A 25,671-nucleotide genomic window follows, 5' to 3' on the forward strand; every position below is an offset into this window, starting at 1 on the left:
GCGGGCCGGCCCGACGGCGATACGATGCGGATATGGCACAGCTCTCACCCCACGTCCGCGCCGTTCCCGCAAACCAGATCCGCGAAATCACCCAGGCCGCGTGGGCGAAACCCGATTCCATTGTCCTGAGCATCGGCGAACCCGGCTTCCCCACTCCGGCGCATATCCTCGACGCGGCGCGGTCCACACTGGACCGTGACGAAACGGGGTACACGCCCAACGCCGGCATCGCTCCCCTGCGGCAGGCTTTTGCCCGGCACGCCGAAGCGCTCAGCGGCACGCAGGTTTCCGCGGAACGCGTGTTTGTCACCTCGGGCGCCCAGCAGGGACTGCACCTGGCGATGAGTATGCTCCTGGACGCCGGGGATGAGATCCTCGTGCCGAATCCCGGCTATCCAACCTTCGCGATGACCGCTGAACTGCTGCACGCGGTTCCCGTGCAGTACCCGCTGTATCCCGAGCACAGCTTCCAGCCGCGGATCGAGGACCTTGAGGCGCTGCTGGGACCGCGGACCCGGGTGCTGCTGCTGAACTCGCCGTCCAATCCGCTGGGCGCGGTGTTCAGTCCCGAGTTGACCAAGCAACTGGTGGATCTTGCCCGGCGGCACGATCTGTGGATCATCTCCGACGAATGCTATGAGGCCTTCACCTTCGACGTTCCGCATGTCAGTCCGCTGGCGTTCGACGGCGACGCCGGGGAACGGGTGATCACCTCCCTCACGCTGTCCAAGACCTACGGCCTGACCGGGCTGCGGATCGGTGCGCTGGTGCTCCCGTCCGGCCTGGAACCAGTGCTGAGCACAGTGATGGAGTCCATTGTTTCCTGCGTGGCTTCACCCTCACAGTACGCGGCGCTGGCCGCGTTGACCGGACCGCAGGATTACGTATCCACCGCTGCCGCCCACTACCGGGCGAACCGGGATGCGGCCTGCGCGGTGCTGGACCGGAAGGGCATCGGGTATCTGGAAGCCCAAGGCGCCTTCTACCTGTGGGCCGATGTGTCCTTCGCGGCCGGGGGCAGCGTGCGGGACTGGACCGTACGGTTCCTGGCCGAACAGGGTGTGGCCGTGGCGCCGGGGACGGCTTTCGGTTCCATTGGCGAGGGCTGGATCCGGATCGCCCTGTGCGGGGACCGGGATGAGCTGCTCGAAGGGGTCGGCCGGCTGCCGGGGCCGCCGGCAGCAGGAACTACCTAGAACGCCGACGGCAGCTGGTTTTTATACTCGCACAGCGTCGAACACGCACCGCGGTCAATACCCGCAGTCTCGGTTTACGTGCGTAGTCCGGCCCCCTAGTCTTTGAGCGCTCCACCCGGGGAACGCTTGCGGGTGCGTGTTGGGGCAGTCTCTCATCGGACCGAACCCTGCCGAGGAGTACTTTGTGAAAAAGTCACCCGCACTAATGACCCAGGCCCTGGCCGCGCGCTTGAGGCGGCATTCCTCCAGCGGCCATCGCCGCCCCGATCATACGCAGACCCTGAAAATCCTCGCTGTGGCCGTCTGCTCAGCTGCACTGGTGGTCCCTTCCGGAGCTGCCGGCGCCGCGAACGGACAGCAGGCCGCTGCAGGCAGCGGCCAGGCCAACGGAAACTACTGGGACGAGGACCAGTCCGCGACGGACCGGGCCAACGCCCTGCTTTCCCAAATGTCGCTGGAAGAAAAAGTCGACATGCTGCACGGCGAGCTGAACAACGAATACGGGTTCTACAACGCGCCCATCGAACGGCTGGGCATTCCCGCCCTGACCATGACCGACGGCCGCACCGGCGTGCGGCAGGCCAACACCAACTTCAACAACGGCGAGTCCACCCTGCTGCCCTCCGCCATTTCCGTTGCGGCCTCATGGGACCGCAACGTCTCGGCGCGGCATTCACAGGTCGCCACGGACGAGACCTTCCGGAACGGCCTGAACATCCTGCTCTCACCGTCCATCAACATTGCCCGGGTTCCCCAGAACGGCCGGAATTTCGAGTCCTACGGCGAAGACCCGCTGCTGCAGGGCATCATGGGTTCAGCCTATTCCGAAACCACGCAGAACTACGGCGGGGTGATGTCGAACCAGCAGGACTGGGCTGTGTACACACAGGAGACGAACCGCCTGGAGGGCCTGAACAACGTCCTCAGCGAACGGGCGTTGCAGGAAATCTACACCCGGCCCTTCGCCATTGCCGTTGAAGGATCCCATCCCGGGTCCGTTATGTGCGGCTTCAACAAGGTCAACGGCGAATACTCCTGTGACAGCGACTACCTGCTCAACCAGATCCTCAAGACCCAGCTGGAGTTCGAGGGGTGGGTACTGACGGACTACGCTGCCGAAACCACCACACTGGGCATCAACAACGGACTGGACCAGCAGCAGCCGGGCAACTTCGACCCGGTGGCGGGTGAGGCCGGCACGTGCCTGTTCTGCCAGCCGCTGATCGATGCCGTCAACAACGGTGAGGTATCCACTGACCGGATCAACGATGCGGTGCTGCGCATCCTCCGGTCCATGTTTGGACTCGGCCTCTTCGACCGCAGCTACGAAGGACAACCGCTGCCGGTCGAAGCGCACAACGCGGAATCGGCAGACATTGCCGAAGAGGGCATGGTCCTGCTGAAGAATGACGACGAGCTTCTGCCGCTGGACGCGGGGGCGCTGGATTCGATTGCCGTGGTCGGCACCGATGCGGACGTGGTGGTCCAGGGCGGAGGCAGCTCGCATATCGCCAACCCCACCGAAGAGACCTCCGCGCTGGAAGGCATCCAGGACCGCCTTGCAGATACCGGTGCGGACGTGAACTTTGTTCCCGGCACCGATCCGGTCACCTCCACGGCATACCTGCCCGGCGCCCAGCCCATCCCGTCATCGTTCCTCACCCCAACGGGCGGGGCGGCGGGAACCGGACTGACCGCGCAGTACTTCCTGAACCAGGACTTCTCCGGCACACCGTACCTGGACCGGGTGGAGCCCTATGCCGGGTTGAACGCAGGCTTCTTTGTCTACACCAACTTCAACGCCTCCTCACCGCACTTCCCTACCCAGCCGCAGGAACTGGACACCAATATGTCGGCCCGCTGGACCGGCACGCTGACAGCGCCGGTGACCGGGACCTACGAGCTGCAGGTAGTCACCAACGGACGGACCACCCTCACCGTTGACGGCAACCAGGTCATCAATGAAACCGACTTCTTCACCCCCTCCGCAGAAGCCGAGAACCAGACCATCTCCGTACCGCTGGACTTCACCGCCGGCTCCACCCACACCGTGGAGTTGTCCTACGCCTTTGACACCGGCTCCCAGTGGAACGGCAACGGACCGCAGGTCAAGCTCGGTTGGGTTCCGCCGGCCGGCGTAGTCCTGCCGCAGGTGGAAGCCGCCGCCGAGCAGGCCGCGGCTGCCGATGCCGCCGTCGTTATGGTCCGTGACTTCTCGTCCGAGGCCGGCGACCTGCCGGATCTGGCGCTGCCGAATTACCAGGCAGACCTCATCCGTGCGGTGGGAGCCGCCAACCCCAACACCGTGGTCGTCATGACCACCGGCGGTGCCATGGAGGTAGTGGACTGGCAGGACGCGGTGGATGGGCTGGTCCAGGCCTGGTACCCCGGGCAGAACCAGGGCACCGCCATCGCGAGCCTGCTGTTCGGTGATACCAATCCCTCCGGCCGGCTGCCGATCACCATTCCGGTCAGTGACGAGCTGACGCCAACCGCCACCACGGCGCAGTTCCCCGGCAACGGACTGGACGCCGAGTTCACAGAGGGCATTTTCGAGGGCTACCGCGGTTACCAGGAGTTCGGCCTGCCCACGGCCTACCCGTTCGGGTACGGCCTGAGCTACACCGACTTCGACTATTCGGACCTGCGGATCACGTGTGGCGCGTTCAAGCCCGGCAAGGCCAAGGGCCTGACGGACCAGCTCTTCGGGGACGACACCAGCGTCTCCGAGGATGCAGCCATGGCGCAGGACGGCATCGCGGTTGACCCCGAGGTGTCCGCCCCGGAGGATGCCAAGGCGGGTCCGACCGCCGGGTCCGCCTCGACGGCCAGCCCGTCGCCGTCACCTACCGAGACGTCCACCCCAACGCCGAGCCCGACCAAGAGCCATGGCAGGGACCGGTGCAAGGGCAAGCCGCTGGAAGTTTCAGTGCGCCTGACCAATGTGGGCGAGCGGATCGGCAGCGAAGTGGTCCAGGCCTACGCGGGCCGGCTGCCGGCACCGGTAGCCACCGCCCAACGGTCGCTGGCCGGATGGGAGAAGGTAACCCTCGCCCCCGGGCAGAGCCAGCGGGTACGGCTGCCCTTGGACATCCAGTCCTTCTCGTACTGGGACGAGAACACCGATCAGTGGGTGACGCCGGCCGGCAACGTGCCGGTGTACGTCGGATCGTCCGTTGAGGACACACCGCTGGCCACAGTCGTGCGGATCCACGAGCGCGACTGAGTCCGCACGGGCGGTACCCACCGCCCGCTGACCTTCCCGCAACCAGGGGGAAGGCTTGCTTGCGAACAGGCAGGCCTTCCCCCGTTGCCTCTTTTCCCAGCACCCTCGCCCCCAAAGGAGACACTCGTGAAATCGTCATCATCAGCTGCCGCTGTCCTGGCAGCTGCCGCGCTGCTGGCCCTGGGCGCCTCGCCGGCCGCGGCCGGCGGCTACGGGCCCCGCCCGCCGCAGCCACCCGATCCGCCCGCCGCGGGCGAAGTCACCACCGTGGCAGAAAACCTGCTCTCGCCGCTCAGCTTCGCCGTGAGCCGCGGCGGAGCCATAGACGTAGCCCAGTCTTTTGCCGGGGTGCTTACCCGGATAGCTCCGGATGGCAGCACGAAAACCCTGGACGCCGTCGGAGGCGGCTACGGTTCCGCAGGTGTATCCCGCATCCACGGCCGGACCTACTACACCATGGGCATCGGCGCCGACACCGAAGACCCGGCGCAGAACATCAGCCTGCTGAAGTCGGTGGACCGGGACGGCAATGTGGAGACCCTTGCCAACATCGCCTCACACGAATACGCCGAAAACCCCGACGCCGTAAACACCTACGGCTTCGAAGGCCTGGATGCAGCCTGCGCGGCCCAGCTGCCCCCGGAGGTCCGCACAGCCCGCCCCGGCCGCACGGACTCGAACCCGTATGCCACGGTTCCCACCCGGGACGGCATAGTGGTTTCGGACTCCGGCATGAATGCCCTCGTGCTGATGGACTGGGACGGGGACATCTCCACCCTGGCCGTGCTGCCGGCGATCCCCGTAACCATCACCGCACCCATGGCGGAGGCCAACGGGCTGCCGGAGTGCACTGTGGGACTCACCTACAACACGGAGCCGGTGCCCACCGATGTGGAGCGCGGCCCGGACGGGATGCTTTATGTCGCCTCCCTGCCCGGGGCGCCTGAGGGCTTCCCGACCGGGTCAGTGTTCCGGGTGGACCCCCGGTCCGGCGAAATGGAAGTGGTGGCCACCGGCTTCAGCGGAGCCACCGGACTCGCGGTTGCTCCGGACGGGGACATTTACGTGGCCGAGCTGTTCGCCAACCGCATTTCGGTCATCCCGGCCGGGAGCGATACGCCCGAACCATTCTACGAAGTGAACCAGCCCGGCGCCCTGGAACTGCGCGGCTCAACGCTCTATGCCTCAGTGGACGTACTTCCCCCCGGAGGCCCGCAGGAACCGGGTGAGCCACCCGCCGAGCCGCCCGTACCCGAGGCGCCTCCGGCTGGCCGGATCATCGGCGTCGAGGTGGTGCATGCCGGCTGCGGCGGCGCAGACGGTCACGGCGGAAACAGCGGCAGCGGGCTCCCATACAGCACACAGGACGAGGAGGACTAACTTTTGGCAGGCGGCCAACTCCCCTGACCGGCAACAAAAAGGAAGCGGCTCCCGGAGGGGAACCGCTTCCTTTTTGCGTCAGCGTCAGCTGCCGTTTTTGCTAGCTACTTTGCGTCCGAGTCGACCGGCGCATCGGAGTCCTCGAGATCGTCCTCGAAGTCTTCGTCGTCCTCGTCCTTGCGGTACGGGTCGGCGTCGCCGGCGTACGTGGCGCCTTCCTTGAGCGCAGCCAGTTCGGCGTCGCGCTCCTTGGCGGCCCGGATGAGCTCCTCGAGGTGGTTGGCATTGACCGGAATCTCGTCAGCCACAAATTCGAGCGTGGGCGTCAGCCGGACGGTGATGTTCTTACCCACCTCGGCGCGGAGGATGCCCCGTGCCGATTCCAATGCGGCCTTCGTGTCTGCCTGCTGTTCCTCGTCACCGAAAACGGTGTAGTACAGCGTGGCGTGCTGAAGATCGTTAGTGACGCGGGCGTCGGTGATGGTGACGAAGCCCAGCCGCGGATCCTTGACCCGCCGTTCGAGCGCCTGGGCAACCACTACCTTGATGCGGTCAGCGAGTTTCGCAGCGCGTGCTGGATCTGCCATTACCTCTCCTTACCTAAGAACGTTGAAAAGCGCGGATCCGGAGCCGCCGGGAAACTTCCCGGCGGCTCCGGCCACGGACTGCTAGACGCGCGGCTTCTCGCGCATCTCGAAGGTCTCGATGATGTCGCCTTCACGCAGGTCGTTGAACGAGCCCAGGCCGATACCACATTCGAAGTCCGTGCGGACCTCGGTGGCGTCGTCCTTGAACCGCTTGAGCGAGTCAACAGTGAGGTTCTCACCGATGATCTTGCCGTCGCGGGTGACGCGGGCCTTGGCGTTGCGGCGGATGACGCCGGAGCGGACGATCGAGCCGGCGATGTTTCCGAACTTGGAGGAACGGAAGACTTCGCGTACCTCGGCGGTGCCGAGCTGGACTTCTTCGTACTCAGGCTTGAGCATGCCCTTGAGCGCAAGCTCAATGTCATCGATTGCTGCGTAGATGACGGAGTAGAAGCGCATGTCCACGCCTTCACGCTCTGCCAGGTCTGCAACGCGTTCAGCCGGCTTGACGTTGAAGCCGATGATGACGGCGTTGTCCACCGTCGCCAGGTTGACGTCGTTCTGCGTGATGGCACCAACACCGCGGTGGATGACGCGCAGCTGCACGCCTTCGCCGACGTCGATCTTGAGCAGCGAGTCTTCCAGGGCTTCCACGGCACCGGAAACGTCACCCTTGAGGATGAGGTTAAGGGTGTCGACCTTACCGTCGGCAACAGCCTGGTCGAAGTCCTCGAGGCTGATCCGCTTGCGGCGCTTGGCCAGGGCCGCGTTGCGGTCCGCAGCTTCACGCTTTTCAGCGATCTGGCGGGCGGTACGCTCGTCGTCGGTGACGAAGAACGTGTCACCGGCGCGGGGAACGTTGGACAGGCCGAGCACCTGGACCGGACGCGACGGTCCGGCTTCGGTGACGTTGTCGCCGTTCTCGTCGAACATGGCACGGACGCGGCCGTGGGCCGTTCCGGCCACGATCGTGTCGCCGACCTTCAGCGTTCCGGACTGGACCAGCACAGTTGCAACTGCACCGCGGCCCTTGTCCAGGTTGGCTTCGATCGCGATGCCGCGGGCATCCTTGTTCGGGTTGGCGCGCATGTCCAGGGCAGCGTCTGCGGTGAGCAGCACGGCCTCGAGCAGGGCGTCAATGTTGAGGTTCTGGCGGGCAGAGACCTCAATGAACATGGTGTCGCCACCGTACTCCTCGGGAACCAGACCGTATTCGGTCAGCTGGCCGCGGACCTTCTCCGGGTTGGCGCCTTCCTTATCGATCTTGTTCACCGCAACCACGATCGGCACTCCCGCTGCCTGTGCGTGGTTGAGTGCTTCCACCGTCTGCGGCATAACGCCGTCGTCGGCTGCAACAACCAGGACCGCAATATCGGTGACCTTGGCACCACGGGCACGCATGGCGGTGAACGCCTCGTGGCCCGGTGTATCGATGAAGGTGATGGCGCGCTCGGTGCCCTCGTGGTCGAAGTCGACCTGGTAGGCACCGATGTGCTGGGTGATGCCGCCGTGTTCGCCTTCAACAACGTTGGAGTTCCGGATGGCATCCAGCAGGCGGGTCTTACCGTGGTCAACGTGACCCATAACGGTGACTACCGGAGGACGTGCTTCCAGTTCGTCGTCGCCTTCGGCTTCCAGCTCGGCATCGAAGTCAATGTCGAACTGGCTGAGGAGCTCGCGCTCTTCATCCTCGGGGGACACAACCTCGATCCGGTAGCCCAGTTCCTCGCCCAGGATCCCGAAGGTTCCCTCATCGAGGGACTGCGTGGCCGTTGCCATTTCACCGAGGTGGAACAGCACGGTTACCAGTGCGGCCGGGTTTGCCTCAATCTTGTCGGCGAAGTCCGTGATGGACGCGCCGCGGCGCAGACGGACAACAGTGTTGCCGTCGCCGCGGGGTACCGAAACGCCGCCCAGCGACGGAGCTGACATCTGCTCCAGTTCCTGCCGCTTTGCCCGCTTCGACTTGCGCTGCTTGCCGCGGCCTGCGCCGCCCTTACCGAAGGCACCGGCAGTGCCGCCGCGTCCGCGGCCGCCCTTGCCGAAGCCGCCGCCAACAGGTGCGCCGCCGCCGGTTCCCGGGGCTCCGCCCGGTCCGCGGCGCGGTCCGCCTGCACCGGCACCGGGACGGCCCGGGGCTGCCGGACGCTCGGTGCGGTTGGGCATCATGCCCGGTGTGGGACGGGTTCCGCCGGCGCCTGCCGGACGGGGTGCACCCGGACGCGGGGCGCCCGGACGTGCTCCGCCTGCTGCGGGACGGGGTGCACCCGGACGCGGAGCGCCCGGACGGGGTCCGCCTGCACCGGCTGCGGGACGGGGGCCGCCGGCACCGGGGGCACTGGTCCGTTCGGCCTCGTCACGGCGTCCACCCGGACGCGGCATCCCCTGGGAGGTGGCAAACGGGTTGTTGCCCGGACGCGGTGCGCCCGTTCCCCGCTCGCCTTCACCGCGGCCACGCGGCCGGGGCATGCCCTGGGAGGTGGCGAAAGGATTATTGCCGGGGCGGGGGCCGCCGGCGCCGGGACGCGGAGCGCCCGGACGCGGTGCCGACGAAGCGGACGCGTTGTCGGCGTCTGCCTTGCCAGCCGCGGGGGTTTCGGCTGCCGGGGCGGCCGGAGCGGATTCGGCAGCTGCCGGGGCGGCCGGAGCTGCCTCAGCGGGGGCCGGAGCTGCGGGGGCGGCCGGAGCCGGAGCAGCAGGCTGTTCCGCTGCCGGGGCCGCAGGCGCGGCCGGAGCGGGCTTGCCGGGCTTGGGTGCTGCGGAGCGCGGGGCTGCAGGCTTGGAATCGGCGGCCGGTGCGGCTGCCTTGTTGTTGTCAGACGCCGGGAAGGCGCCTCGAAGCTTCTTTACTACCGGGGCCTCAATGGTCGAAGAGGCGGAACGGACGAATTCGCCCAGTTCCTGCAGTTTTGCAACTGCATCCTTTGAGGTAATGCCGAGCTCTTTTGCGAGCTCGTGTACGCGGACCTTGGCCACATTTCTCCTGTCTCGGTCCGCACCGAGCCAGGTACGAACCGTCTATTTGCTGCGGGCTTCCACTGCAGTTGCAGCAGGGCCCATCACAGAGCACAACAAAGCACTCATCGCTGGGTACTCATCGGGTTTCCATCAGATTTCTGACCCGCTTTCAGGTTGGACGGTTTTGAAGCCGTTCCCGGTCGGAACGTCCTCAAGGGCCTTGAACCAACGCTCCACGTCCGTTATTCCTACAGCGCCCCGGAAGGCCCGCGGGAATGCGGAACGTTTCACTGCCAATCTCAGGCATGCCAGCTCCGGGTGCAACCAAGCACCCCTGCCGGACATTCGGCGGTCCTGGTCCACACGGACGGCGTTGACGCCTTCCATGCTGACCCGTACCAGCCGAAGCAGCACAGCCTGGTCATCCTTCTTCCTGCACCCTATGCATGTCCGCTGCGGAACGTGCGTACGGTCCCCGGTTTCCCTGGCAGCGCCGGAAGCGGCTGCAGGTGAACGGGAGGCGGAGGGTGACCCGGCCTTATACATTCTAGCGCCTTTCTCAACCGGCGCTGCATCCGCTCCCGGCACGGACGGCCTAGGAGGCCTTCGCGTCGGAAACGATGTCGATCCGCCAGCCTGTCAGCTTGGCGGCAAGGCGGGCGTTCTGCCCTTCCTTGCCGATAGCCAGCGATAGCTGGTAGTCGGGTACGACCACACGTGCCGAGCGCATGTCTTCGTCCGTGATGGTCACGGAGTTGACGCGCGACGGCGACAGTGCGTTGGCGATGAACGTTGCCGGGTCCTCGCTGAAGTCGACAATGTCGATCTTCTCGTCGTGCAGCTCGTTCATGACCGCACGCACGCGCGAACCCATTTCACCGATGCAGGCACCCTTGGCGTTGATGCCCGGGACGTTGGCCTTGACCGCGATCTTGGTGCGGTGCCCGGCTTCGCGTGCCAGTGCCACGATTTCCACGCTGCCGTCCGCGATTTCCGGAACTTCCAGTTCGAAGAGCTTCCGGACCAGGCCCGGGTGCGAACGCGAGAGGGTGATGGACGGGCCCTTGAAGCCGCGGCGCACATCAACCACGAAGGCGCGCAGGCGTGAACCGTGCAGGTACTTCTCGCCGGGGACCTGCTCGGGCGGCGGCAGCAGTGCCTCCACCGATCCGAGGTTCACCTGGATCATGTGCGGGTTGTTGCCCTGCTGGATCTGGCCGGAGACCAGTTCACCTTCGCGGCCCTTGAATTCGCCGAGGATGTTGTCATCCTCGACGTCGCGCAGCCGCTGCAGGATGATCTGCCGGGCGGTGCTGGCGGCAATGCGGCCGAAGCCTGCAGGCGTGTCGTCGAACTCCCCCACCTCGGCGCCGTCGTCGTCCAGTTCCTTGGCCCAGATGGTGACGTGGCCGGTTTTCCGGTCCAGTTCCGCCCGGGCCGAATCCTGTGCACCGTTGGTCTTGTGGTAGGCAACCAGCAGAGCCTGCTCGATGGTCGGAACAAGCAGATCCAGGGGGATCTCCCGTTCGCGTTCCAGCAGCCTCAGCGCACTCATATCAATATCCATCTAGGCCTCCTCAGCTGTGGTTTCATCATCCGGGGCGTCCTCGCCGGCCGGGTCGTCTTCAAGGTGGGCGAATTCAACTTCAACGCGGCCCTTGCGGATGTTGGCGAAAGGCAGATGGAGCGGGTCCCCCTGCTTGGCTTTCATCCCTTTCTTGACCGGGAGTTCCGGTATCAACGTAATGCCGTCATCATCGACGGAAACAATGCGGCCCATGACGTCGTCGCCGTTCACTACGGAAACCGACACCATCCGGGTCACGTTGCGGCGCCAGTGGCGCGGTTCAGTCAGGGGACGGGAGACACCCGGGGAGGAAACCTCCAGGTTGTAAGGCCTGCCGTCGTCGTGGGGATCATTGTCCATGGCCTCGGATATTGCCTGTGCGGCAGCCGAGATCCGGTCCAGGCTGACGCCGCCGACCTGGGTCTCGGGAAGGTCCACGACCACGTGGACCGTGCGGTGGGCGCCGGCCATTTTGATCTCGATGTCTTCGAGGAAGAGGTCCTGCATCTCTACCGTGGGGGCCAGGTATTGCTTGAGCCGCTGCGTCTCCGCGGCTACTTCTGCACGCATCGCGTTCTTGCGGTAATCCGATGACGTGTCTTTTTTGGGGTTGGGCCGAACCGCCATAGCTGCCTCCCACTAGATGTTGTTGTAGTACCTAGACTACCGACTTTCCGCGGGCCTTGAGGCATCGATGCAGATGGGAGCGCCTTCGTGACATGATCGACTGTTGTGGATACCCCTTTGCAGAAGGCCGGAACCGAGCTCCCGCGCGCCCGCACCCGCGGCCGCCGGAGGGCCGCAGCGCGGCGGGTTGTGTTGTTCCTCGCACTGGGTTCGGTGGTGCTCAGCTTCGGCCTGATAGCCGGGAAAGGCGACGCCGCCGATCACACCCGGTCCTTCTCGCAGATTGCCTCCGCCCAGGCCCGCAGCGAGGCACGCGCCCTCGCGGCCGAGGCACAGGCCCTGGCCGGCGGGGCGCCGGACGGTACCGCCGCCGAATTCCAGCTCCACGCCGAGGGACTGCGCACGCAGGCCGCATTGCTGGCGGGCACGGGACGGGAACCGGCAGCGGCGCCCACGCGGCACAGTTACGTGGAAACCCTCGCCACGTCCCGGCCGGAAGCCGGGCCGGGCGGGGAACCCGGGTCGGACGCCGAACGGCAGCAGCGGAACACTGAACGCTATCTTCAGGCGCTGTGGGATTCAGCCGAGGCGAACCTGCATGCGGCTTGGCGGGCCGATGCAGGCACTGCCCGCCTGCTGGCCGCCACCGGCAGCGCGCAGCAGATCTGGGCCCTGCGGCTCGCTGACCTGTCCGGCGTCGAACTGCCCGCCGGGCCCGATGCAGCAGGCACGGACGCCGGCGGCACCGGCGGCTCCGCCCACTGCCCCGGCGGCAATACCGGGGACGGCCCCGAAACGGCAGCGGCGACAGCCGCGCCCGGGGACCGCCCCGATGCGGCCGCTGCCCTCAAGACAGTCATTGATGCCGAACTGGGCACCGCCTATGCCTATGAGGTGGCCCTGGCCCAAGCCGAGCCGTCGCCGGAAATGGCCGGGGCGTGGCGCAAGCAGGTGACCGGCCACAAGGCAACCGGCACGGACGCGGTGGCGCATCTGTCCGATCTCTGCCTCCCGGCCGTGGCACCGGTGGCGGCATACCGGCTGGATCCGGATTTCCTCCGGGACCCCGCGGCGTCGCTGCCCGCTATGGAAGAGCAGTTCCCCGCCGTCTACGCTGACTTGGTGGCGCTGTCCGACGGCAACCTGCGCGGCTGGGCCATCGAGCGCCTGACCGCCGTCTCCACGGAGCGCTACCGCACGGCGGACACTGTCCCGGCGGCTCCGGGGCTGGACGCCGTTCCGGACGACCTCCCGTGGAACTGAGTCCTCCTGTCCCCCACTGCATCGGAGATCCCCATGGCACCCGCCGTCGTTGTTCCTGACGGGCTGCGCCGCCGCTACCTCGGCAGCCGGGGCGGGCGCAGCTGGCTGGAAGGCCTGCCGGCCCTGGCAGAGCGCAGCATGGCCGGTTTCGGCGCAACAGCGGATTTAAGCGCCGCGGGCCAGCCGTGGCACGGCCACGGCGCCATGGTCCTCCCCGTACGCCTGGCGGACGGGACGCCGGCCGTGCTGAAGTTCCCTTTTCCGCATCCGGAAGCCGCCGCTGAGGCCGCTGCCCTGGAACTGTGGGACGGGCAGGGCGCGGTAGGACTGCTGGACCGTGACGCTGCCGGAACATGCCTGGTCCTTGAACGCCTGGATCCGGACAATTCCCTGCTGGACGTGCAGATGGCCGACGCCGTGCGGATCTGGGGCTCGCTGGTGCGCCGGCTGTCCCGGCCCGCGTCTGATGCTCCTCAGTGGGCGGCCGTCCCGGCCCTGGCCGAGCATGCCGAACAGCTGTCCGATGAACTCCCCGCGGAGTGGGAGGCACTGGGCCGGCCGTTTGAACGCTGGCTGCTTGAGGCCGCCCTGCAGGTATGCCAGACCCGTGGCGCAGTGGGCAGGCGTTCCTCCCGCGACGTTCTGGTGCACGGGGACCTGCACTACGCCAACGTGCTGGCCCGCCCGGGAAAGCCGGGCGAATACGCCGCCATTGATCCGCAGGCTGTTTTCGGCGAGCCGGAGTATGCCGTGGCACCCATGCTGTGGAACAGGCTGCAGGACCTGGACGCGCAGGCGCCCGAAACGGCGCTGCTGGCCCGTCTGGACGCGCTCTGCAGTGCCGCCGGGCTGGACCGCAGTGCCGCCCTGGACTGGAGTGTCCTGCGCGAGGTCGCCAATGCCGTGGACTATGTGCGGCTGGGCCGGCACGGGGATGCACAGCGTTCCATGTGGGTGGCCTCCGCCCTGACCGGCCGGCGCCATCCGGGGGTCCCGCCCGTGAGCGAGCTGCCGGCAGCCTAGGCCCGCCCTAGCCGCGGATGTTCTCCACCCAGACGTCGTGGCCGAGTTTGACGATCAGTGCAGCCACCACCACCAGGAACACGATCCGGATGAACTTGCTGCCCTGCTTTACCGCCATGCGCGCGCCAAGGTATCCGCCCACCATGTTGGCGAAACCGAGCACCAGGCCCAGCCCCCAGAGCAGGGACCCGTGCGGCAGGAAGAAGGCCAGGGCGCCGAGGTTGGTGGCCATGTTCACGATCTTGGCCTTGGCGCTGGCGGCGAGGAAGTTGTAGCCGAGCATGGTCACCATGGCGATGATCAGGAACGAGCCGGTACCCGGACCGATCAGTCCGTCATAGAAGCCAATGACCAGGCCAATGCCTACGGCGGTGCCGTAATGCCGGCGTCCGGTGTGGCGGAGTTTCGTCAGCTCCCCCACCGTTGGCTTCGTCGCCGTGAAGACGGCTACGGCGACCAGCGCCGCCACAATCACGGGTTTGAAGACCGAGGACGGGAGCGACGCCGCCAGCACGGCCCCGCCGAAACTTCCGGCCAGCGCCACGCCGGCCATGGGCAGGGCTGTCCGCAGGTCCGGATGGGCCCGCCGGTAATACGTGACGGCACTGGTGGTGGTGCCGAAGATCGACCCCAACTTGTTGGTTGCCAGGGCCTGGACCGGTGAAATACCGGGCACGAGGAGCATCGCAGGAAGCTGGATCAGTCCACCGCCGCCCACAACGGCATCAACCCAGCCAGCGGCCAGGCCCGCCACCACCACTAGGGCGATGGTGGCAAACGTGACCTCCTCGAGACCGGAGACCACGCCGGCTAGAGGGCGGCTGCGCGGCGCACGTACTCCACCGCTTCGGCTACCGGAACGTTTTCTGCCGTACCAGTGGCGCGGTCCTTGATTTCCACTACGCCGTCGGCCAGGCCGCGGCCTACCACCAGGATGGTGGGAACACCGATCAGTTCGGCGTCACCGAACTTCACGCCCGGGGACACCTTGGGCCGGTCGTCGTAGATGACTTCCAGACCGGCTGCTTCGAGTTCTTCGGAGAGCTTCGCAGCGGCGTCGAAGATTTCCTCGCCGCGGCCGGTGGCCACCACATGCACGTCGGCCGGGGCCACGGCCCGGGGCCAGATGATTCCCTTGTCGTCGTGGTGGGATTCAGCGAGGGCGGCGACCGCGCGGGTCACGCCTACTCCGTAGGAGCCCATGGTCACGGTGGCCAGCTTGCCGTTGCGGTCCAGGACCTTCAGGCCCAGGGCATCGGCGTATTTGCGGCCGAGCTGGAAGATGTGGCCCATTTCGATGCCGCGTGCGGCCTCCAGGGGGCCGGAACCGTCCGGCGCTTCGTCACCTTCGCGGACCTCGACGGCTTCGATGGTGCCGTCCCAGGTGAAGTCACGGCCGGCAATGAGGCCGAGGACGTGTTTGCCGGGCTCGTTGGCTCCGGTGATCCAACTGGTGCCGGTGACCACGCGGGGATCCACGAGGTAGAGCAGACCGGTGGCGGATTCCTCACCCAGCACGGGTTCTTCCACGGACAGTCCCGGGCCGATGTAGCCCTTGACCAGGCCGGGGTGCTTCTTGAGGTCCTCGTCCGTAGCGGCGTCGACGGCAAGTTCGCCGCCCATTCCCACGTGGGAGCTGATGTTGGCTTCGATGCGCTTGAGGTCGACGGCGCGGTCTCCCGGCACGCCGACGACGACGATGCGGCGTTCGCCGGTGGGCAGGGTGACGGCCAGGACCACGTTCTTCAGGGTGTCCGCAGCAGTCCATTCGCCCGTTTCACGCGGGAAGCGGGCGTTGACGTCAGCCACCAGGGTGTCGATGGTGGGCGTGTCGGGGGTGTCCACCACGCGGGCTGCGGGAGCTCCGGTGTAGTCGATCTCTGCCGGGACAACGGTGGTGACGGCTTCGACGTTGGCCGCGTAGCCGCCGGCGGAACGCACGTAGGTGTCTTCACCGACCGCCATCGGGTGCAGGAATTCTTCGCTCTTGGACCCACCCATGGCGCCGGATACAGCCGAAACGACGACGATTTCCAGGCCCAGGCGCTCGAAGATGCGCAGGTACGCCTCACGGTGCGCCTGGTAGCTGGCGTCCAGTCCTTCGTCGTCCATGTCGAAGGAGTAGGAGTCCTTCATGATGAATTCGCGGCCGCGGAGCAGGCCGGCGCGCGGCCGTGCCTCGTCGCGGTACTTGGTCTGGATCTGGAACAGGGACACGGGGAGGTCCTTGTAGGAGTTGTACAGATCCTTGACCAGGAGGGTGAACATTTCCTCGTGGGTGGGGGCCAGCAGGTAATCCGCCCCCTTGCGGTCCTGCAGCCGGAACAGGTTCTCGCCGTATTCGGTCCAGCGGTTGGAGGTCTCGTACGGCTCACGCGGCAGCAGCGCCGGGAAGTGGACTTCCTGGGCGCCGATGGCAGCCATTTCCTCGCGGATGATGGTCTCGACCTTGCCCAGCACCCGCAGTCCAAGCGGCAGCCAGGAGTAGATGCCCGGAGCGGCGCGGCGGATGTAGCCCGCGCGGACCAGGAGCCGGTGGCTGGCGACGTCGGCGTCGGCCGGGTCTTCGCGCAGGGTGCGCAGGAAAAGGGTGGAGAGTCGAAGGACCACGCTGGGAATCCGTTTCTGCAGCCGCAGGGCTGCATTCAAGCTGGGACAAAGGGAGTAATGCTCCCCTCTAATCTAGCGCGTACCGCCGGTTCGGCCCGACAAGCGCTGCGACGACGGCGGGGCCGGCCCTGACCTGCAGGACCGGCCCCGCCGGGGCGTACAGCTGGGGCTTACTGCTTTTCCAGCTCGGCGAGTACCGCGTTGATGAGTTCCTCGGCCTCGGCCACGGCTGCCTCGGGATCTTCCGGAGCCTGCACGCTCATGTTGACGCGGGTGGTTCCGGAGATGCCGGATACCTGAAGGGTGGTATCCATGGTGCCGGTGCTGGTCACCGTGGTGACGAAGGCCTGTGTTACATCGGCATCCGTAGACGCGTCAAGACCCACATTGGTGGCCGTAGCCACGGCGCCAGCTGCGTCCATCTGGAACGTTGCGCACTCGTCCAGCAGTTTGCTGTCATTCTCCACCTGGGTTTCCAGCACCGCCGCATCGGGGTGGCTGACCACGGTGAGGGCCGACGTGGGGGAAAGCATCATCATGGCAATTTTTGCGTTGTCCAGCAGCTCGCCGATATCGGTCGAGGCGAAGGCGGCGCACTGCTCGGGGGTGATAACCACGCCCGCCAGCGCATCGCCGGCTCCGGTCATCTCCGGACGCAGCTGCTCGTCATTGATGACCTTGGCGCCGAGTGCCTGGTCCGAGTTCACGGCGAGCAGCGCGTCTTCGAGCTGATCCTCCATGTACTGCTCCTCGCCCACCGGACGGGTGGTGGGGGTGGCCGATTCCGACGGCGACGAGGAAGCCGACGGGGCGGAGTCCTTGCCTTCGGCGGAGCTTCCGCAGCCGGTCAGGGCTAGGACACCGGCTACTAGCAGCGCACCGGCGGTTGTGGTCTTCTTCATGGTTCCCCCAATTTTGTCCCGCTTGCGGATTGCGCAGCGGCAGTGTGATGGTTGCAGCTTTCCGTAAATGGAAAGTTCACTGAGCATCCTAACCGCGTGATCCACCTCACCCAAAAATCCCCGATTATGGCCGGTGCCGCGCTCCGGGCCTAGCCTTCCAACCGGTTCAGCACTTCCTCGAGGATCGGAGCTGTGTAGCGGATGGCTTCCTGCGGATCGCCTGCCTCATTGAGGGTGATCTGGACCGAGTTGGTACCGGACCAGGCGGTCAGGATCAGCGTGGTTTCCGTGACTCCGTTGGCCGTGGACCGGGTCTGGTAAGCCTGCGATGCCTCCCCAACCGGTGGCATGTCAGCCTCTTCGGTAACCGAGGAAATGGTCTGGCCGTTAACCGTCAGCGTGAACTGCGGGCAGGCAGAGAGCTGGCGTTTGCTGGTTTCGATTTCTGCGTCCACCGGTTCTTCCCCGGGCCAACTGATGACCGAGATGGAGTCGGGTTTCCCCGGGGCATTTCCGTCAATGGCCAGGGCCGCCATGCTGGCTTCCTCGCTGGCCTTTGCCAGGTCCGTATCCTCGGTCGGGTTGCAGGGGGAATACTCGGCGCCGCGCATGGCTTCGACGGCCTGCATATTGGCCCGCTTGAGATCGGATTCCTCCACCACGGTGCCGCCAATGTCCAGGTCCGTGTTCATCTCATCCAGAAGTGCGGCCAGGTTCGCCCCGCTGATACTGCCGCCGGTGCCGGGCCCTGCAGCGGATCTCGAAGGCTGGGCGGACCGGGCGGGCTTGGCGGGCTTGGCGGGCTGGGCGGGCTTGGCGGACTTCTCCGACGCGGATGCTGCAGGCTTGGACCGTTCTTCCACGTCGTCCCCGCCGCCGCATCCGGTCAGCGCGAAGGCAAGCGTTAGCCCCAGTCCTGCGGCGGCGGCACGGAAAGCTCCGGCACGGAAAGCTCCGACACGGAACCCTCCGGCACGCGTGAAACCGGCATAACGGGTCCTTGTCTTATCCATCTGGTTCCCCCATTTGTCGTAGGTGACGGGCAGCCAGGGCAGCCCGTGCGTGTGCCAGAGCCTACGGCATAGCCGGAATCAGGCCGTGAAAACGGGGGGCTAAAACAGGATGGTGGCGAAGGTGCCCACCTGCTCAAAGCCGACGGCCTCGTACGTGGCGCGGGCGGGCGCGTTGTAGGAGTTCACGTACAGGCTGGTGATGGGGGCAATGTCCAGCGCGGCGGCGACGACGGCGGACATGTAGGAGCGGCTCAGGCCCCGTCCGCGGTACGCCGGGTTCATCCAGACCCCCTGGACCTGCACGGCCTGGCTGGACACTGTGCCCAGTTCTGCCTTGAAGACCACTTGCCCGGCGGCGTCGAGATCCATCAGGGAATGCCTGCGGTCAATGAGGTTCTTCACCCGCTGCCGGTAATGCCGGTCTCCGTTGGAGACGGGCGAATACCCCACCTCTTCCTCGAACATGGCCGTACACGCTGGCAGCAGCACATCCAGGTCACCGGGACGTGCGGCGCGCAGCCCGGGTGCCGGGGCGACGCCGGATTCCGCCGTCATCTGCAGCAGAGGCTGATCGGGGCGGACGTCAAAAGGTTCCGGGGAGGACTGCCGCAGCTGGGACCAGATGGAGAGCACGGCCTCCGACGGGCCGAAGACGGAGGAGAAGCGGTTCCGGGACCGGGCGAGGTAGCTGCCAACCTCCGGCCCGGTATCGGCGTCCAGGCCCACGGGGACCACGTTGACGCCCGCCCAGCAGGCACCGATGAGGGTGCCGCCGTCGAACACCCCCACAATGCGGCCCCCTGCCGAGGTGGGCGCGGCGGTACGGGTGGTCTCCAAGTGCGAGAGCATAAAAATATTGGCCACCGGATCAGCGGCGGCCAAGTCCCACAGCGCTACGGTGTCTTCGTCGCGCAGGATCCGCAGCGCCGCACTCGTGGCGGCGCTGCGGACCGTGTTCGCCGGCTTAGCTGACGGTAACCATGGGGCCACCCGTCCCAGCATCCTCACCCTCGGGTTCCCCCATCTCTTCCGCGATCCTCATCGCTTCTTCGATAAGGGTTTCCACAATCTGGTCCTCGGGGACGGTCTTGATGACTTCGCCCTTGACAAAAATCTGTCCCTTGCCGTTACCGGAGGCTACACCCAGATCAGCCTCGCGTGCTTCACCGGGACCGTTTACTACGCAGCCCATTACGGCTACGCGCAGCGGAATGGTCATGCCTTCCAGTCCGGCGGTGACCTGCTCGGCCAGGGTGTAGACATCCACCTGGGCGCGGCCGCAGGACGGGCAGGACACGATTTCGAGCTTGCGCGGGCGCAGGTTCAGCGACTGCAGGATCTGGTTGCCCACCTTGACTTCCTCCACCGGCGGAGCGGAGAGGGAGACGCGGATGGTGTCACCGATGCCCTTGGACAGCAGCGCACCGAACGCGGTGGCGGACTTGATGGTGCCCTGGAACGCGGGACCGGCTTCGGTCACGCCCAGGTGCAGGGGCCAGTCGCCGCGTTCGGCCAGCAGTTCGTAGGCCCGCACCATGACCACAGGGTCATTGTGCTTCACGGAGATCTTGAAGTCGTGGAAGTCGTGTTCCTCGAACAGGGACGCTTCCCACACGGCGGATTCCACCAGGGCCTCCGGCGTGGCCTTGCCGTACTTGGCCAGCAGCCGGGGATCCAGCGAACCGGCGTTGACACCGATGCGGATGGAGACGCCGGCGTCCTTGGCGGCATTGGCGATCTGCTTGACCTGGTCGTCAAACTTGCGGATGTTGCCGGGGTTCACGCGAACCGCTGCACAGCCGGCGTCGATGGCCGCAAAGACGTACTTCGGCTGGAAGTGGATGTCCGCGATCACGGGGATCTGCGACTTCTTCGCGATGATCGGCAGGGCGGCTGCGTCGTCGGCGCTGGGGCAGGCGACGCGGACAATGTCGCAGCCCGACGCCGTCAGCTCGGCGATCTGCTGCAGCGTGCCGTTGATGTCCGTGGTGGGGGTGGTGGTCATGGACTGGACGCTGATGGGCGAGTCCGAGCCGACTCCGACGGAGCCCACTTTGATCTGACGGGTTTTGCGTCGCGGCGCAAGCGTGGGCGGCGGTGCAGCTGGCATTCCAAGGTTGACCGAGGTCAAAACGTCCTCCATGTGCCGAAACGGCAGGTATTAGGCTGTGAAACGCGCGTATGACAACGCGCCCTTCCTATTATCACCCCGGCCCGGACCTGTTCGGTGGCACCGGGGCGGATATCACTCAGGGCTTAGAGCGCCCGGATCAGGAAAGGTTCGTGAAAGCGCCGATGGCGGGCTTCCACGCGGTGGTCTTCATCCCCGAGATGGCGCCCGCAACGGCGAACGGATCCTGTTTCAGGAGGTTGAGCAGATCACTTTCCTCTTCGGCCACCATCAGCAGCAGGGCTCCGGCGCCGTCGGCAAACGCTCCGGCGGACAGTACCCTGCCCTCGTCCGCCAGCTGCTGCAGCCACCCGCGGTGCGCGGGGCGGTGCTCGTTGCGGAGTTCATCCGAACCGGCTTCGTAGACATACTCAACTGCAAAAATACTCATGGGCTCAAGCCTACGGGATGCCCCGATACCGAACCGCAGGAGTGACGCAGGCTACAGCAGGAACAACCGGATCGGCATGGCCACGGCTGCGGCCCAGAGCATGGAAGTCAGCGTCCCGATGATGAAGCGTTCGGCGGCTGCCGGGGTTTCCTTAAGTTCGGCGTAGCGGCCCAGGCCCTTGACCGCCACCACATAGGCAATCGCCACGGGTTCGTCCGCGAGGACGGCGGCGGCCACGGCCAGGCGTTCCAGCATCCCGATGGCCAGTCCGCCGCGAAGGACCGCAGGCGGCGGGGGCGGCGGGTTGCCGACGTCACGGGCAAGCCGGAGCACGCCGGCGGTCACCGGCCAGCCGAGCAGTGCTGCAGCCAGCAGTCCAAGCGCAACCCACAGGACAGCCACTACCGGTCCCCCTTCAAATCTGTTCCATCCCTGCCGGATCTGTTCCGTCCTTGCCGGCCCCGCCCGCACCTGGAGGTACGGCGAGGTCATCCGCGCGCCGCAGCAGCACGGCGGCCGCCGGCCGGGCAGCCCATTCCTCCTGCCACCCCGCCCTCGCTACGGCCTTACTCACTGCCTGGGAGCTGATGCCGAGCATACGGGCGGCACCTGTCTGGGCTCCCCATTTGCCGGGTTCGACGTGTTGCAGGATCCGCCATTCCGACTCTGTCCGCTCGGCGATCAAGCGGCCCAGCAGTACGAGTACTGCCTCCGCCTCGGCGGCGCCGGGCGATCCTTCGACCGCCACCGCGGGCCGGTCGCCGGTTTTCTTGGCCCGGTCGACGGCTCGGCGGGCGGCAACGAAGGCCGGCCCGCCGGCCTCCCGCGGGCTGCGCGGCAAGGGTTCATGGACCGGTCCGACGCCGATTCCCACGTACCAGTTCCCGTTCCTGAGGACCTGGAGAGCGGCGTCGACGGCGGTCTCGGCACTTGCGCAGACCCCTTGGATTTCGTCTCCTACGGAGCGTTCGAAGGGCAGCACCATGGGCAGCTCTGCGAGGGCAGCCAGAAGTCCGGGAACACGGTCTCCGCTCCCCTGGCTGTTCCTTTGGTCAATGGTCAGGACGAACATTCTGCAACCGTAAACGTATGCAAATCAAATTGCAACCGATAAAGGGTTCATTTCCGATTGCAACCACCAGTGAGGCCAGGCCGGAGACCCTTGTGCGGGGACACTATTTCTGTGCTTAGCGCCCACGCCTGGCGGATTATCCCTGCTCGTCCGAAGGGGTAGCGGCGCCTCCGTTTCGGGAAAGGTCGACCGGTTTGGGAAATCCCTCGCGGCGAAACCCTGCGGTTTGTGGCATTCCCCGCGCTGCGCAGCGCGGGGAATGCCACAAACCGCGGGGCTCCCGCCAAACCCAAGCGCACTGCCGGGAGCGGACGGCGACGCGCGCAGGCACCCGAGCACACCGCTAGTTGAACAGGCTGACCGGCTTCACAATGTCGGCGTAGATCAGCAGCGCGCCCATACCCATCAGCAGCACCGCCACCGCATACGTCACGGGCAGCATCTTGGCCATGTCGAAGGGCCCCGGATCCGGCCGGCGGAACAGCTTGGCCACACGGCGGCGCAGCCCCTCCCACAGGGCGCCGGCCACGTGCCCGCCGTCCAGCGGCAGCAGCGGAATCAGGTTGAACACAAACAGGGCCAGGTTGACGCTGGCGACCAGCCCGATGAGCGTGGCTACCCGGCTTTGGAGCGGGATGGCGTCCTGGGAAGAAATTTCCCCGGCGATCCTGCCTACGCCCACCACGCTCATGGGTCCGTTCGGGTCACGCGGCTCGGAGGAGAAGGCGGCCTGCGCCACGTCCACTACGCGCTGGGGCAGGTTCACCACCACGCCGGCAATGTTGGCCAGGTTCTCCCCCACCGTGGGCAGCACCGCCCCGGCAGACTGCCGGACGAGGGCCTGCTCGGCACCGACGCCGATGAAGCCCACTTCCTGTGTGACGTAGTTGCCCTGGTCATCGGTCTCTGCGGCGCCGTCGTCGCCCACCACCGGACGTTCGGTGAGCAGCGGGGTGATGGTGGTCTGCTGCTCGACGCCGTCGCGCTCGTAGGTCAGCGGAACACTGCGGCCCGCGGTCTCGCGGATCCAGCCGGAGAGCTCCTCCCAGGAGGACACCTGCTTGCCGTCAAAGACCGTGATGGTGTCCCCCGGAAGCAGTCCGGCCTCATACGCCGGCGCCGCGGGGTCCTCGGCGGTGCAGTCGGTCTGGCCGGTGGCCGCCTGCTGCTCGGCGCTGATAACGCACTTGTTGACCTCCGCCAGCGTGGTGGTGGTCTGCGCGGTGCCGAAGCCCATCAGCAGTACGGCGAAGAGCACCACGCCGATCAGCAGGTTCATCAACGGCCCGCCGAGCATAATGATGATCCGCTTGTAGATGGGCAGCTTGTAGAAGACCCGGTTTTCGTCGCCCTCCACCAGGCGGTCGGTCTCGGCCTGCCGTGCTTCGGTAGCCAACTGCTGGAACATTCCGGTGCTGGAGCGGCGGACCTCGCCGTCGTGCTCCTTGTTGGGCGGGAACATGCCCACCATGGACACGTAGCCGCCCAGGGGCAGCGCCTTGAACCCGTACTCCGTTTCACCCTTGGTGCGGGAGAAAACCGTGGGCCCGAACCCGATCATGTACTGGGTCACCCGGACCTTGAACGCCTTGGCGGGCAGCAAGTGCCCCACCTCATGCAGCGCAATGGACGCCGCGATGCCCAGCGCCACAAAAAGCACGCCCAGGATGAAAAGCAGAATGGTCAACGGGCTTCCTTCATTTCAACGTCACAACTGATCATCTTCCACAACGCTTCCGCGCCGCTTCGCGTGCCCACCGCTCCGCTGCAAGCAGCGAGTCCAGGGTGAGCGGGCCGTCGTCGGGAGCTTCCCCAAGTACGGCGGCGATCGTATCAACGATGTCTGTGAAAACAATCAACCCGTCATGGAAGGCATCCACGGCTTCCTCGTTGGCGGCGTTGTAGACGGCCATTTTCGTGCCGCCGGCGGCTGCGGCGCGCTTGGCCAGGGCGACGGCGGGGAACGCTTCCTCATCCAGCGGTTCGAAGGTCCACTCGGTGGCCCGGGTCCAGTCGCACGGCCTGGCGGCACCGGGTACGCGGTGCGGCCAGCCCATCCCCAGGGCAATGGGCAGGCGCATGTCCGGCGGGGAGGCCTGGGCAATGGTGGACCCGTCCACAAACTGCACCATGGAATGCACCACCGACTGCGGGTGGACCACTACGTCGATCCGTTCCAGCGGGATGTCGAAGAGCAGGTGCGCCTCGATGACTTCCAGGGCCTTGTTCACCATGGTGGCGGAATTGGTGGTGACCATGCGGCCCATTTTCCAGGTGGGGTGCGCCAACGCCTGTTCGGGAGTCACATCGGCCAGATCTGCCCGCTTGAGCCCGCGGAACGGCCCGCCCGACGCCGTGACCACCAGACGGTCCACTTCCTCGTGGGTGCCTGAACGGAGGGCCTGGGCCAGGGCGGAGTGCTCGGAGTCCACGGGAACCAGCTGTCCCGGTGCGGCGGCCCGCTTCACCAGCTCGCCGCCCACAATCAGGGACTCCTTGTTGGCCAGCGCCAGCATGTGTCCGGCCGCCAGCGCAGCCAGTGTGGGTTCCAGGCCAATGGACCCGGTGATGCCGTTCAGCACGACGTCGGCTTCCGGCCAGGCGGCGACGGCGGTGGCCGCGGTGGGGCCTGCAAACAGTTCCGGATCGTAGCCGGTGACGCCGGCGGAGGCTGCGGCCGCATCGATATGCCGGCGCAGCGTTGCCACGTCCACGGCAGCACATCCCACTGCTTCGGCCCGGGTGTGCACGGCCTGCTGCGCGAGCAGGTCCAGGTTCGAGCCGCCGGCCGCCAGCGCCACGATGCGGAACCGCTCCGGGGCACCGTCGGCCACGTCGATGGCCTGCGTACCGATGGATCCCGTGGATCCCAGCAGGACCACGCGGCGGGGCAAGTGGTTCGAACCGGGCCGGCGGGAACGGACGTAGTCGTGGTCGGAGGACATCGATTCGGAAGGCTGCATGCCTCCAGTATCCCGCACCCTACCGTCCGGGCTGCAGTGCCTGCACAGCATCGGCGATGGGCGTGGTGCCGGTGATCAGCCCCAGCGCCTGGTGGACGCCGTCGCCGGTCTTCAGCAATTCGGCCAGGACGGCGGCGACGTCGGAGCGCGGGATGGTGTCCCGGGGTACGTCCGGGGCCAGCTCCACGACTCCCAGAGGTGCGTCGTTGGTGAGGATGCCCGGGCGCAGGATGGTCCAGTCCAGCTGGCTGCGCGCCATGAGGTCCTCTTCGGCGGCGAGCTTGGCCACGAGGTAGGCGTACATCACCTCATCCAGGCCCTGCGGGCGGTTACCATCCCGGACTGCGTCCAGCCCGCCGGAGGAGACCTGGAGGAAACGCCCGGCCCCGGCCTGCTCGGCGGCTTCGGCCAGCAGCACCGCGGCGGCGCGGTCCACCGTGTCCTTGCGGGCGGCTCCGCTTCCCGGCCCGGCACCGGCGGCGAACACCGCGGCGTCGGCGCCGGTGAGCACCTGGACCATGTCTTCGAGGGTGCTGTTCTCCAGGTCCAGGACCACCGGAGCCACGCCGTCGCTCTCCAGGTCCGCTGCCTGCTCCGGGTTGCGGATCAACCCGGCGACGTCGTGGCCGTCCGCGGCCAGCAGGCGTCCGAGTTCGCGGGCAATTCTTCCGTGGGCTCCAGCTATCACTATGCGCATGACAGCTAAACGGCTCCCGTCCGCGG

22 protein-coding genes are annotated in these 25,671 nt (G+C 66.6%); 5 read left to right on the top strand and 17 right to left on the bottom strand.

Annotated elements, in window-relative coordinates:
• Positions 1-32: 32 nt before the first annotated feature.
• The 3 genes from QNN98_RS14725 (at position 33) to QNN98_RS14735 (ending at position 5,802) form a co-directional block, all read left to right on the top strand.
• The gene (locus QNN98_RS14725; RefSeq protein ID WP_283998107.1) at positions 33-1,196 is read left to right on the top strand and encodes a pyridoxal phosphate-dependent aminotransferase; all 1,164 of its coding nucleotides are present in this window, start codon (positions 33-35) and stop codon (positions 1,194-1,196) included.
• A 184-nt stretch (positions 1,197-1,380) separates the two neighbouring features.
• Positions 1,381-4,422: a beta-glucosidase gene (locus QNN98_RS14730; RefSeq protein WP_283998109.1), complete on the top strand. Its 3,042-nt coding sequence runs from the start codon at positions 1,381-1,383 to the stop codon at positions 4,420-4,422.
• A gap of 126 nt (positions 4,423-4,548) precedes the next feature.
• Positions 4,549-5,802, top strand: a complete 1,254-nt coding sequence (locus QNN98_RS14735; protein ID WP_283998111.1) for a ScyD/ScyE family protein — start codon at positions 4,549-4,551, stop codon at positions 5,800-5,802.
• A gap of 104 nt (positions 5,803-5,906) precedes the next feature.
• Here the strand turns inward: QNN98_RS14735 and rbfA are convergent, their stop codons facing one another.
• From rbfA to rimP, 5 genes are all read right to left on the bottom strand, one after another.
• Positions 5,907-6,389, bottom strand: coding sequence for a 30S ribosome-binding factor RbfA (gene rbfA / locus QNN98_RS14740; RefSeq protein ID WP_227913984.1), 483 nt, complete (start codon positions 6,387-6,389; stop codon positions 5,907-5,909).
• 81 nt (positions 6,390-6,470) lie between these two features.
• Positions 6,471-9,365, bottom strand: a complete 2,895-nt coding sequence (infB, locus tag QNN98_RS14745; protein ID WP_227913983.1) for a translation initiation factor IF-2 — start codon at positions 9,363-9,365, stop codon at positions 6,471-6,473.
• A 132-nt stretch (positions 9,366-9,497) separates the two neighbouring features.
• The gene (locus tag QNN98_RS14750; RefSeq protein WP_283998114.1) at positions 9,498-9,893 is read right to left on the bottom strand and encodes a YlxR family protein; all 396 of its coding nucleotides are present in this window, start codon (positions 9,891-9,893) and stop codon (positions 9,498-9,500) included.
• 49 nt (positions 9,894-9,942) lie between these two features.
• A complete protein-coding gene (gene nusA, locus QNN98_RS14755; protein WP_283998116.1) occupies positions 9,943-10,914 on the bottom strand; it encodes a transcription termination factor NusA in 972 nt (323 codons plus the stop codon).
• Positions 10,915-11,541, bottom strand: a complete 627-nt coding sequence (rimP, locus tag QNN98_RS14760) for a ribosome maturation factor RimP (RefSeq protein ID WP_283998118.1) — start codon at positions 11,539-11,541, stop codon at positions 10,915-10,917.
• Positions 11,542-11,646: 105 nt separating this feature from the next.
• Between rimP and QNN98_RS14765 the strand changes: the two genes are divergently transcribed.
• Together QNN98_RS14765 and QNN98_RS14770 are read left to right on the top strand one after the other, a co-directional pair.
• On the top strand, positions 11,647-12,804 hold the full coding sequence (locus tag QNN98_RS14765; protein ID WP_283998120.1) for a DUF4439 domain-containing protein: 1,158 nt from the start codon (positions 11,647-11,649) through the stop codon (positions 12,802-12,804).
• 33 nt (positions 12,805-12,837) lie between these two features.
• Positions 12,838-13,827, top strand: a complete 990-nt coding sequence (locus tag QNN98_RS14770; protein WP_283998122.1) for an aminoglycoside phosphotransferase family protein — start codon at positions 12,838-12,840, stop codon at positions 13,825-13,827.
• Positions 13,828-13,834: 7 nt separating this feature from the next.
• Here QNN98_RS14770 and QNN98_RS14775 read toward each other — a convergent pair whose 3' ends face one another.
• The 12 genes from QNN98_RS14775 to QNN98_RS14830 form a co-directional block, all read right to left on the bottom strand.
• Positions 13,835-14,632, bottom strand: a complete 798-nt coding sequence (locus tag QNN98_RS14775) for a sulfite exporter TauE/SafE family protein (RefSeq protein ID WP_227927299.1) — start codon at positions 14,630-14,632, stop codon at positions 13,835-13,837.
• A gap of 5 nt (positions 14,633-14,637) precedes the next feature.
• Positions 14,638-16,437: a proline--tRNA ligase gene (locus tag QNN98_RS14780; RefSeq protein WP_283998126.1), complete on the bottom strand. Its 1,800-nt coding sequence runs from the start codon at positions 16,435-16,437 to the stop codon at positions 14,638-14,640.
• 170 nt (positions 16,438-16,607) lie between these two features.
• Positions 16,608-17,339, bottom strand: a complete 732-nt coding sequence (locus tag QNN98_RS14785; RefSeq protein WP_227913975.1) for a hypothetical protein — start codon at positions 17,337-17,339, stop codon at positions 16,608-16,610.
• Positions 17,340-17,488: 149 nt separating this feature from the next.
• Positions 17,489-18,352 carry a prolipoprotein diacylglyceryl transferase gene (locus QNN98_RS14790; protein ID WP_283998128.1) on the bottom strand — a complete coding sequence of 288 codons (864 nt, stop codon included), beginning with the start codon at positions 18,350-18,352 and terminating at the stop codon, positions 17,489-17,491.
• A 99-nt stretch (positions 18,353-18,451) separates the two neighbouring features.
• Positions 18,452-19,342, bottom strand: a complete 891-nt coding sequence (locus QNN98_RS14795) for a GNAT family N-acetyltransferase (RefSeq protein WP_331460679.1) — start codon at positions 19,340-19,342, stop codon at positions 18,452-18,454.
• Complete coding sequence (ispG, locus tag QNN98_RS14800; protein WP_227914062.1) at positions 19,317-20,483, bottom strand: flavodoxin-dependent (E)-4-hydroxy-3-methylbut-2-enyl-diphosphate synthase; 1,167 nt, start codon at positions 20,481-20,483, stop codon at positions 19,317-19,319. The genes QNN98_RS14795 and ispG overlap by 26 nt, the downstream gene beginning before the upstream one ends.
• Before the next feature lie 139 nt (positions 20,484-20,622).
• Positions 20,623-20,913, bottom strand: coding sequence for a YciI family protein (locus tag QNN98_RS14805; protein ID WP_227927302.1), 291 nt, complete (start codon positions 20,911-20,913; stop codon positions 20,623-20,625).
• Positions 20,914-20,964: 51 nt separating this feature from the next.
• Complete coding sequence (locus tag QNN98_RS14810; RefSeq protein WP_227913972.1) at positions 20,965-21,315, bottom strand: hypothetical protein; 351 nt, start codon at positions 21,313-21,315, stop codon at positions 20,965-20,967.
• A 13-nt stretch (positions 21,316-21,328) separates the two neighbouring features.
• On the bottom strand, positions 21,329-21,985 hold the full coding sequence (locus tag QNN98_RS14815) for a MarR family transcriptional regulator (RefSeq protein WP_283998131.1): 657 nt from the start codon (positions 21,983-21,985) through the stop codon (positions 21,329-21,331).
• Between the two features lie 343 nt (positions 21,986-22,328).
• A complete protein-coding gene (locus QNN98_RS14820) occupies positions 22,329-23,672 on the bottom strand; it encodes a M50 family metallopeptidase (protein WP_227927304.1) in 1,344 nt (447 codons plus the stop codon).
• Between the two features lie 31 nt (positions 23,673-23,703).
• Positions 23,704-24,930 carry a 1-deoxy-D-xylulose-5-phosphate reductoisomerase gene (gene dxr, locus QNN98_RS14825; RefSeq protein ID WP_283998215.1) on the bottom strand — a complete coding sequence of 409 codons (1,227 nt, stop codon included), beginning with the start codon at positions 24,928-24,930 and terminating at the stop codon, positions 23,704-23,706.
• Between the two features lie 37 nt (positions 24,931-24,967).
• The gene (locus tag QNN98_RS14830; protein WP_283998133.1) at positions 24,968-25,645 is read right to left on the bottom strand and encodes an SDR family oxidoreductase; all 678 of its coding nucleotides are present in this window, start codon (positions 25,643-25,645) and stop codon (positions 24,968-24,970) included.
• Between the last annotated feature and the right edge of the window lie 26 nt (positions 25,646-25,671).

Origin of the sequence: Arthrobacter sp. zg-Y1143 (assembly GCF_030125565.1) — a bacterium.
Lineage (GTDB): Bacteria > Actinomycetota > Actinomycetes > Actinomycetales > Micrococcaceae > Arthrobacter_B.

What these genes read in the sequence shown, in the direction of transcription:
- QNN98_RS14725 (WP_283998107.1), top strand. Translation starts at nt 33, where the DNA reads ATGGCACAGCTCTCACCCCACGTCCGCGCCGTTCCCGCAAACCAGATC.
- rbfA (WP_227913984.1), bottom strand. Translation starts at nt 6,389, where the DNA reads ATGGCAGATCCAGCACGCGCTGCGAAACTCGCTGACCGCATCAAGGTA.
- QNN98_RS14750 (WP_283998114.1), bottom strand. Translation starts at nt 9,893, where the DNA reads ATGTATAAGGCCGGGTCACCCTCCGCCTCCCGTTCACCTGCAGCCGCT.
- nusA (WP_283998116.1), bottom strand. Translation starts at nt 10,914, where the DNA reads ATGGATATTGATATGAGTGCGCTGAGGCTGCTGGAACGCGAACGGGAG.
- rimP (WP_283998118.1), bottom strand. Translation starts at nt 11,541, where the DNA reads ATGGCGGTTCGGCCCAACCCCAAAAAAGACACGTCATCGGATTACCGC.
- QNN98_RS14770 (WP_283998122.1), top strand. Translation starts at nt 12,838, where the DNA reads ATGGCACCCGCCGTCGTTGTTCCTGACGGGCTGCGCCGCCGCTACCTC.
- QNN98_RS14785 (WP_227913975.1), bottom strand. Translation starts at nt 17,339, where the DNA reads ATGAAGAAGACCACAACCGCCGGTGCGCTGCTAGTAGCCGGTGTCCTA.
- QNN98_RS14790 (WP_283998128.1), bottom strand. Translation starts at nt 18,352, where the DNA reads ATGGATAAGACAAGGACCCGTTATGCCGGTTTCACGCGTGCCGGAGGG.
- QNN98_RS14805 (WP_227927302.1), bottom strand. Translation starts at nt 20,913, where the DNA reads ATGAGTATTTTTGCAGTTGAGTATGTCTACGAAGCCGGTTCGGATGAA.
- QNN98_RS14815 (WP_283998131.1), bottom strand. Translation starts at nt 21,985, where the DNA reads ATGTTCGTCCTGACCATTGACCAAAGGAACAGCCAGGGGAGCGGAGAC.
- dxr (WP_283998215.1), bottom strand. Translation starts at nt 24,930, where the DNA reads ATGTCCTCCGACCACGACTACGTCCGTTCCCGCCGGCCCGGTTCGAAC.
- QNN98_RS14830 (WP_283998133.1), bottom strand. Translation starts at nt 25,645, where the DNA reads ATGCGCATAGTGATAGCTGGAGCCCACGGAAGAATTGCCCGCGAACTC.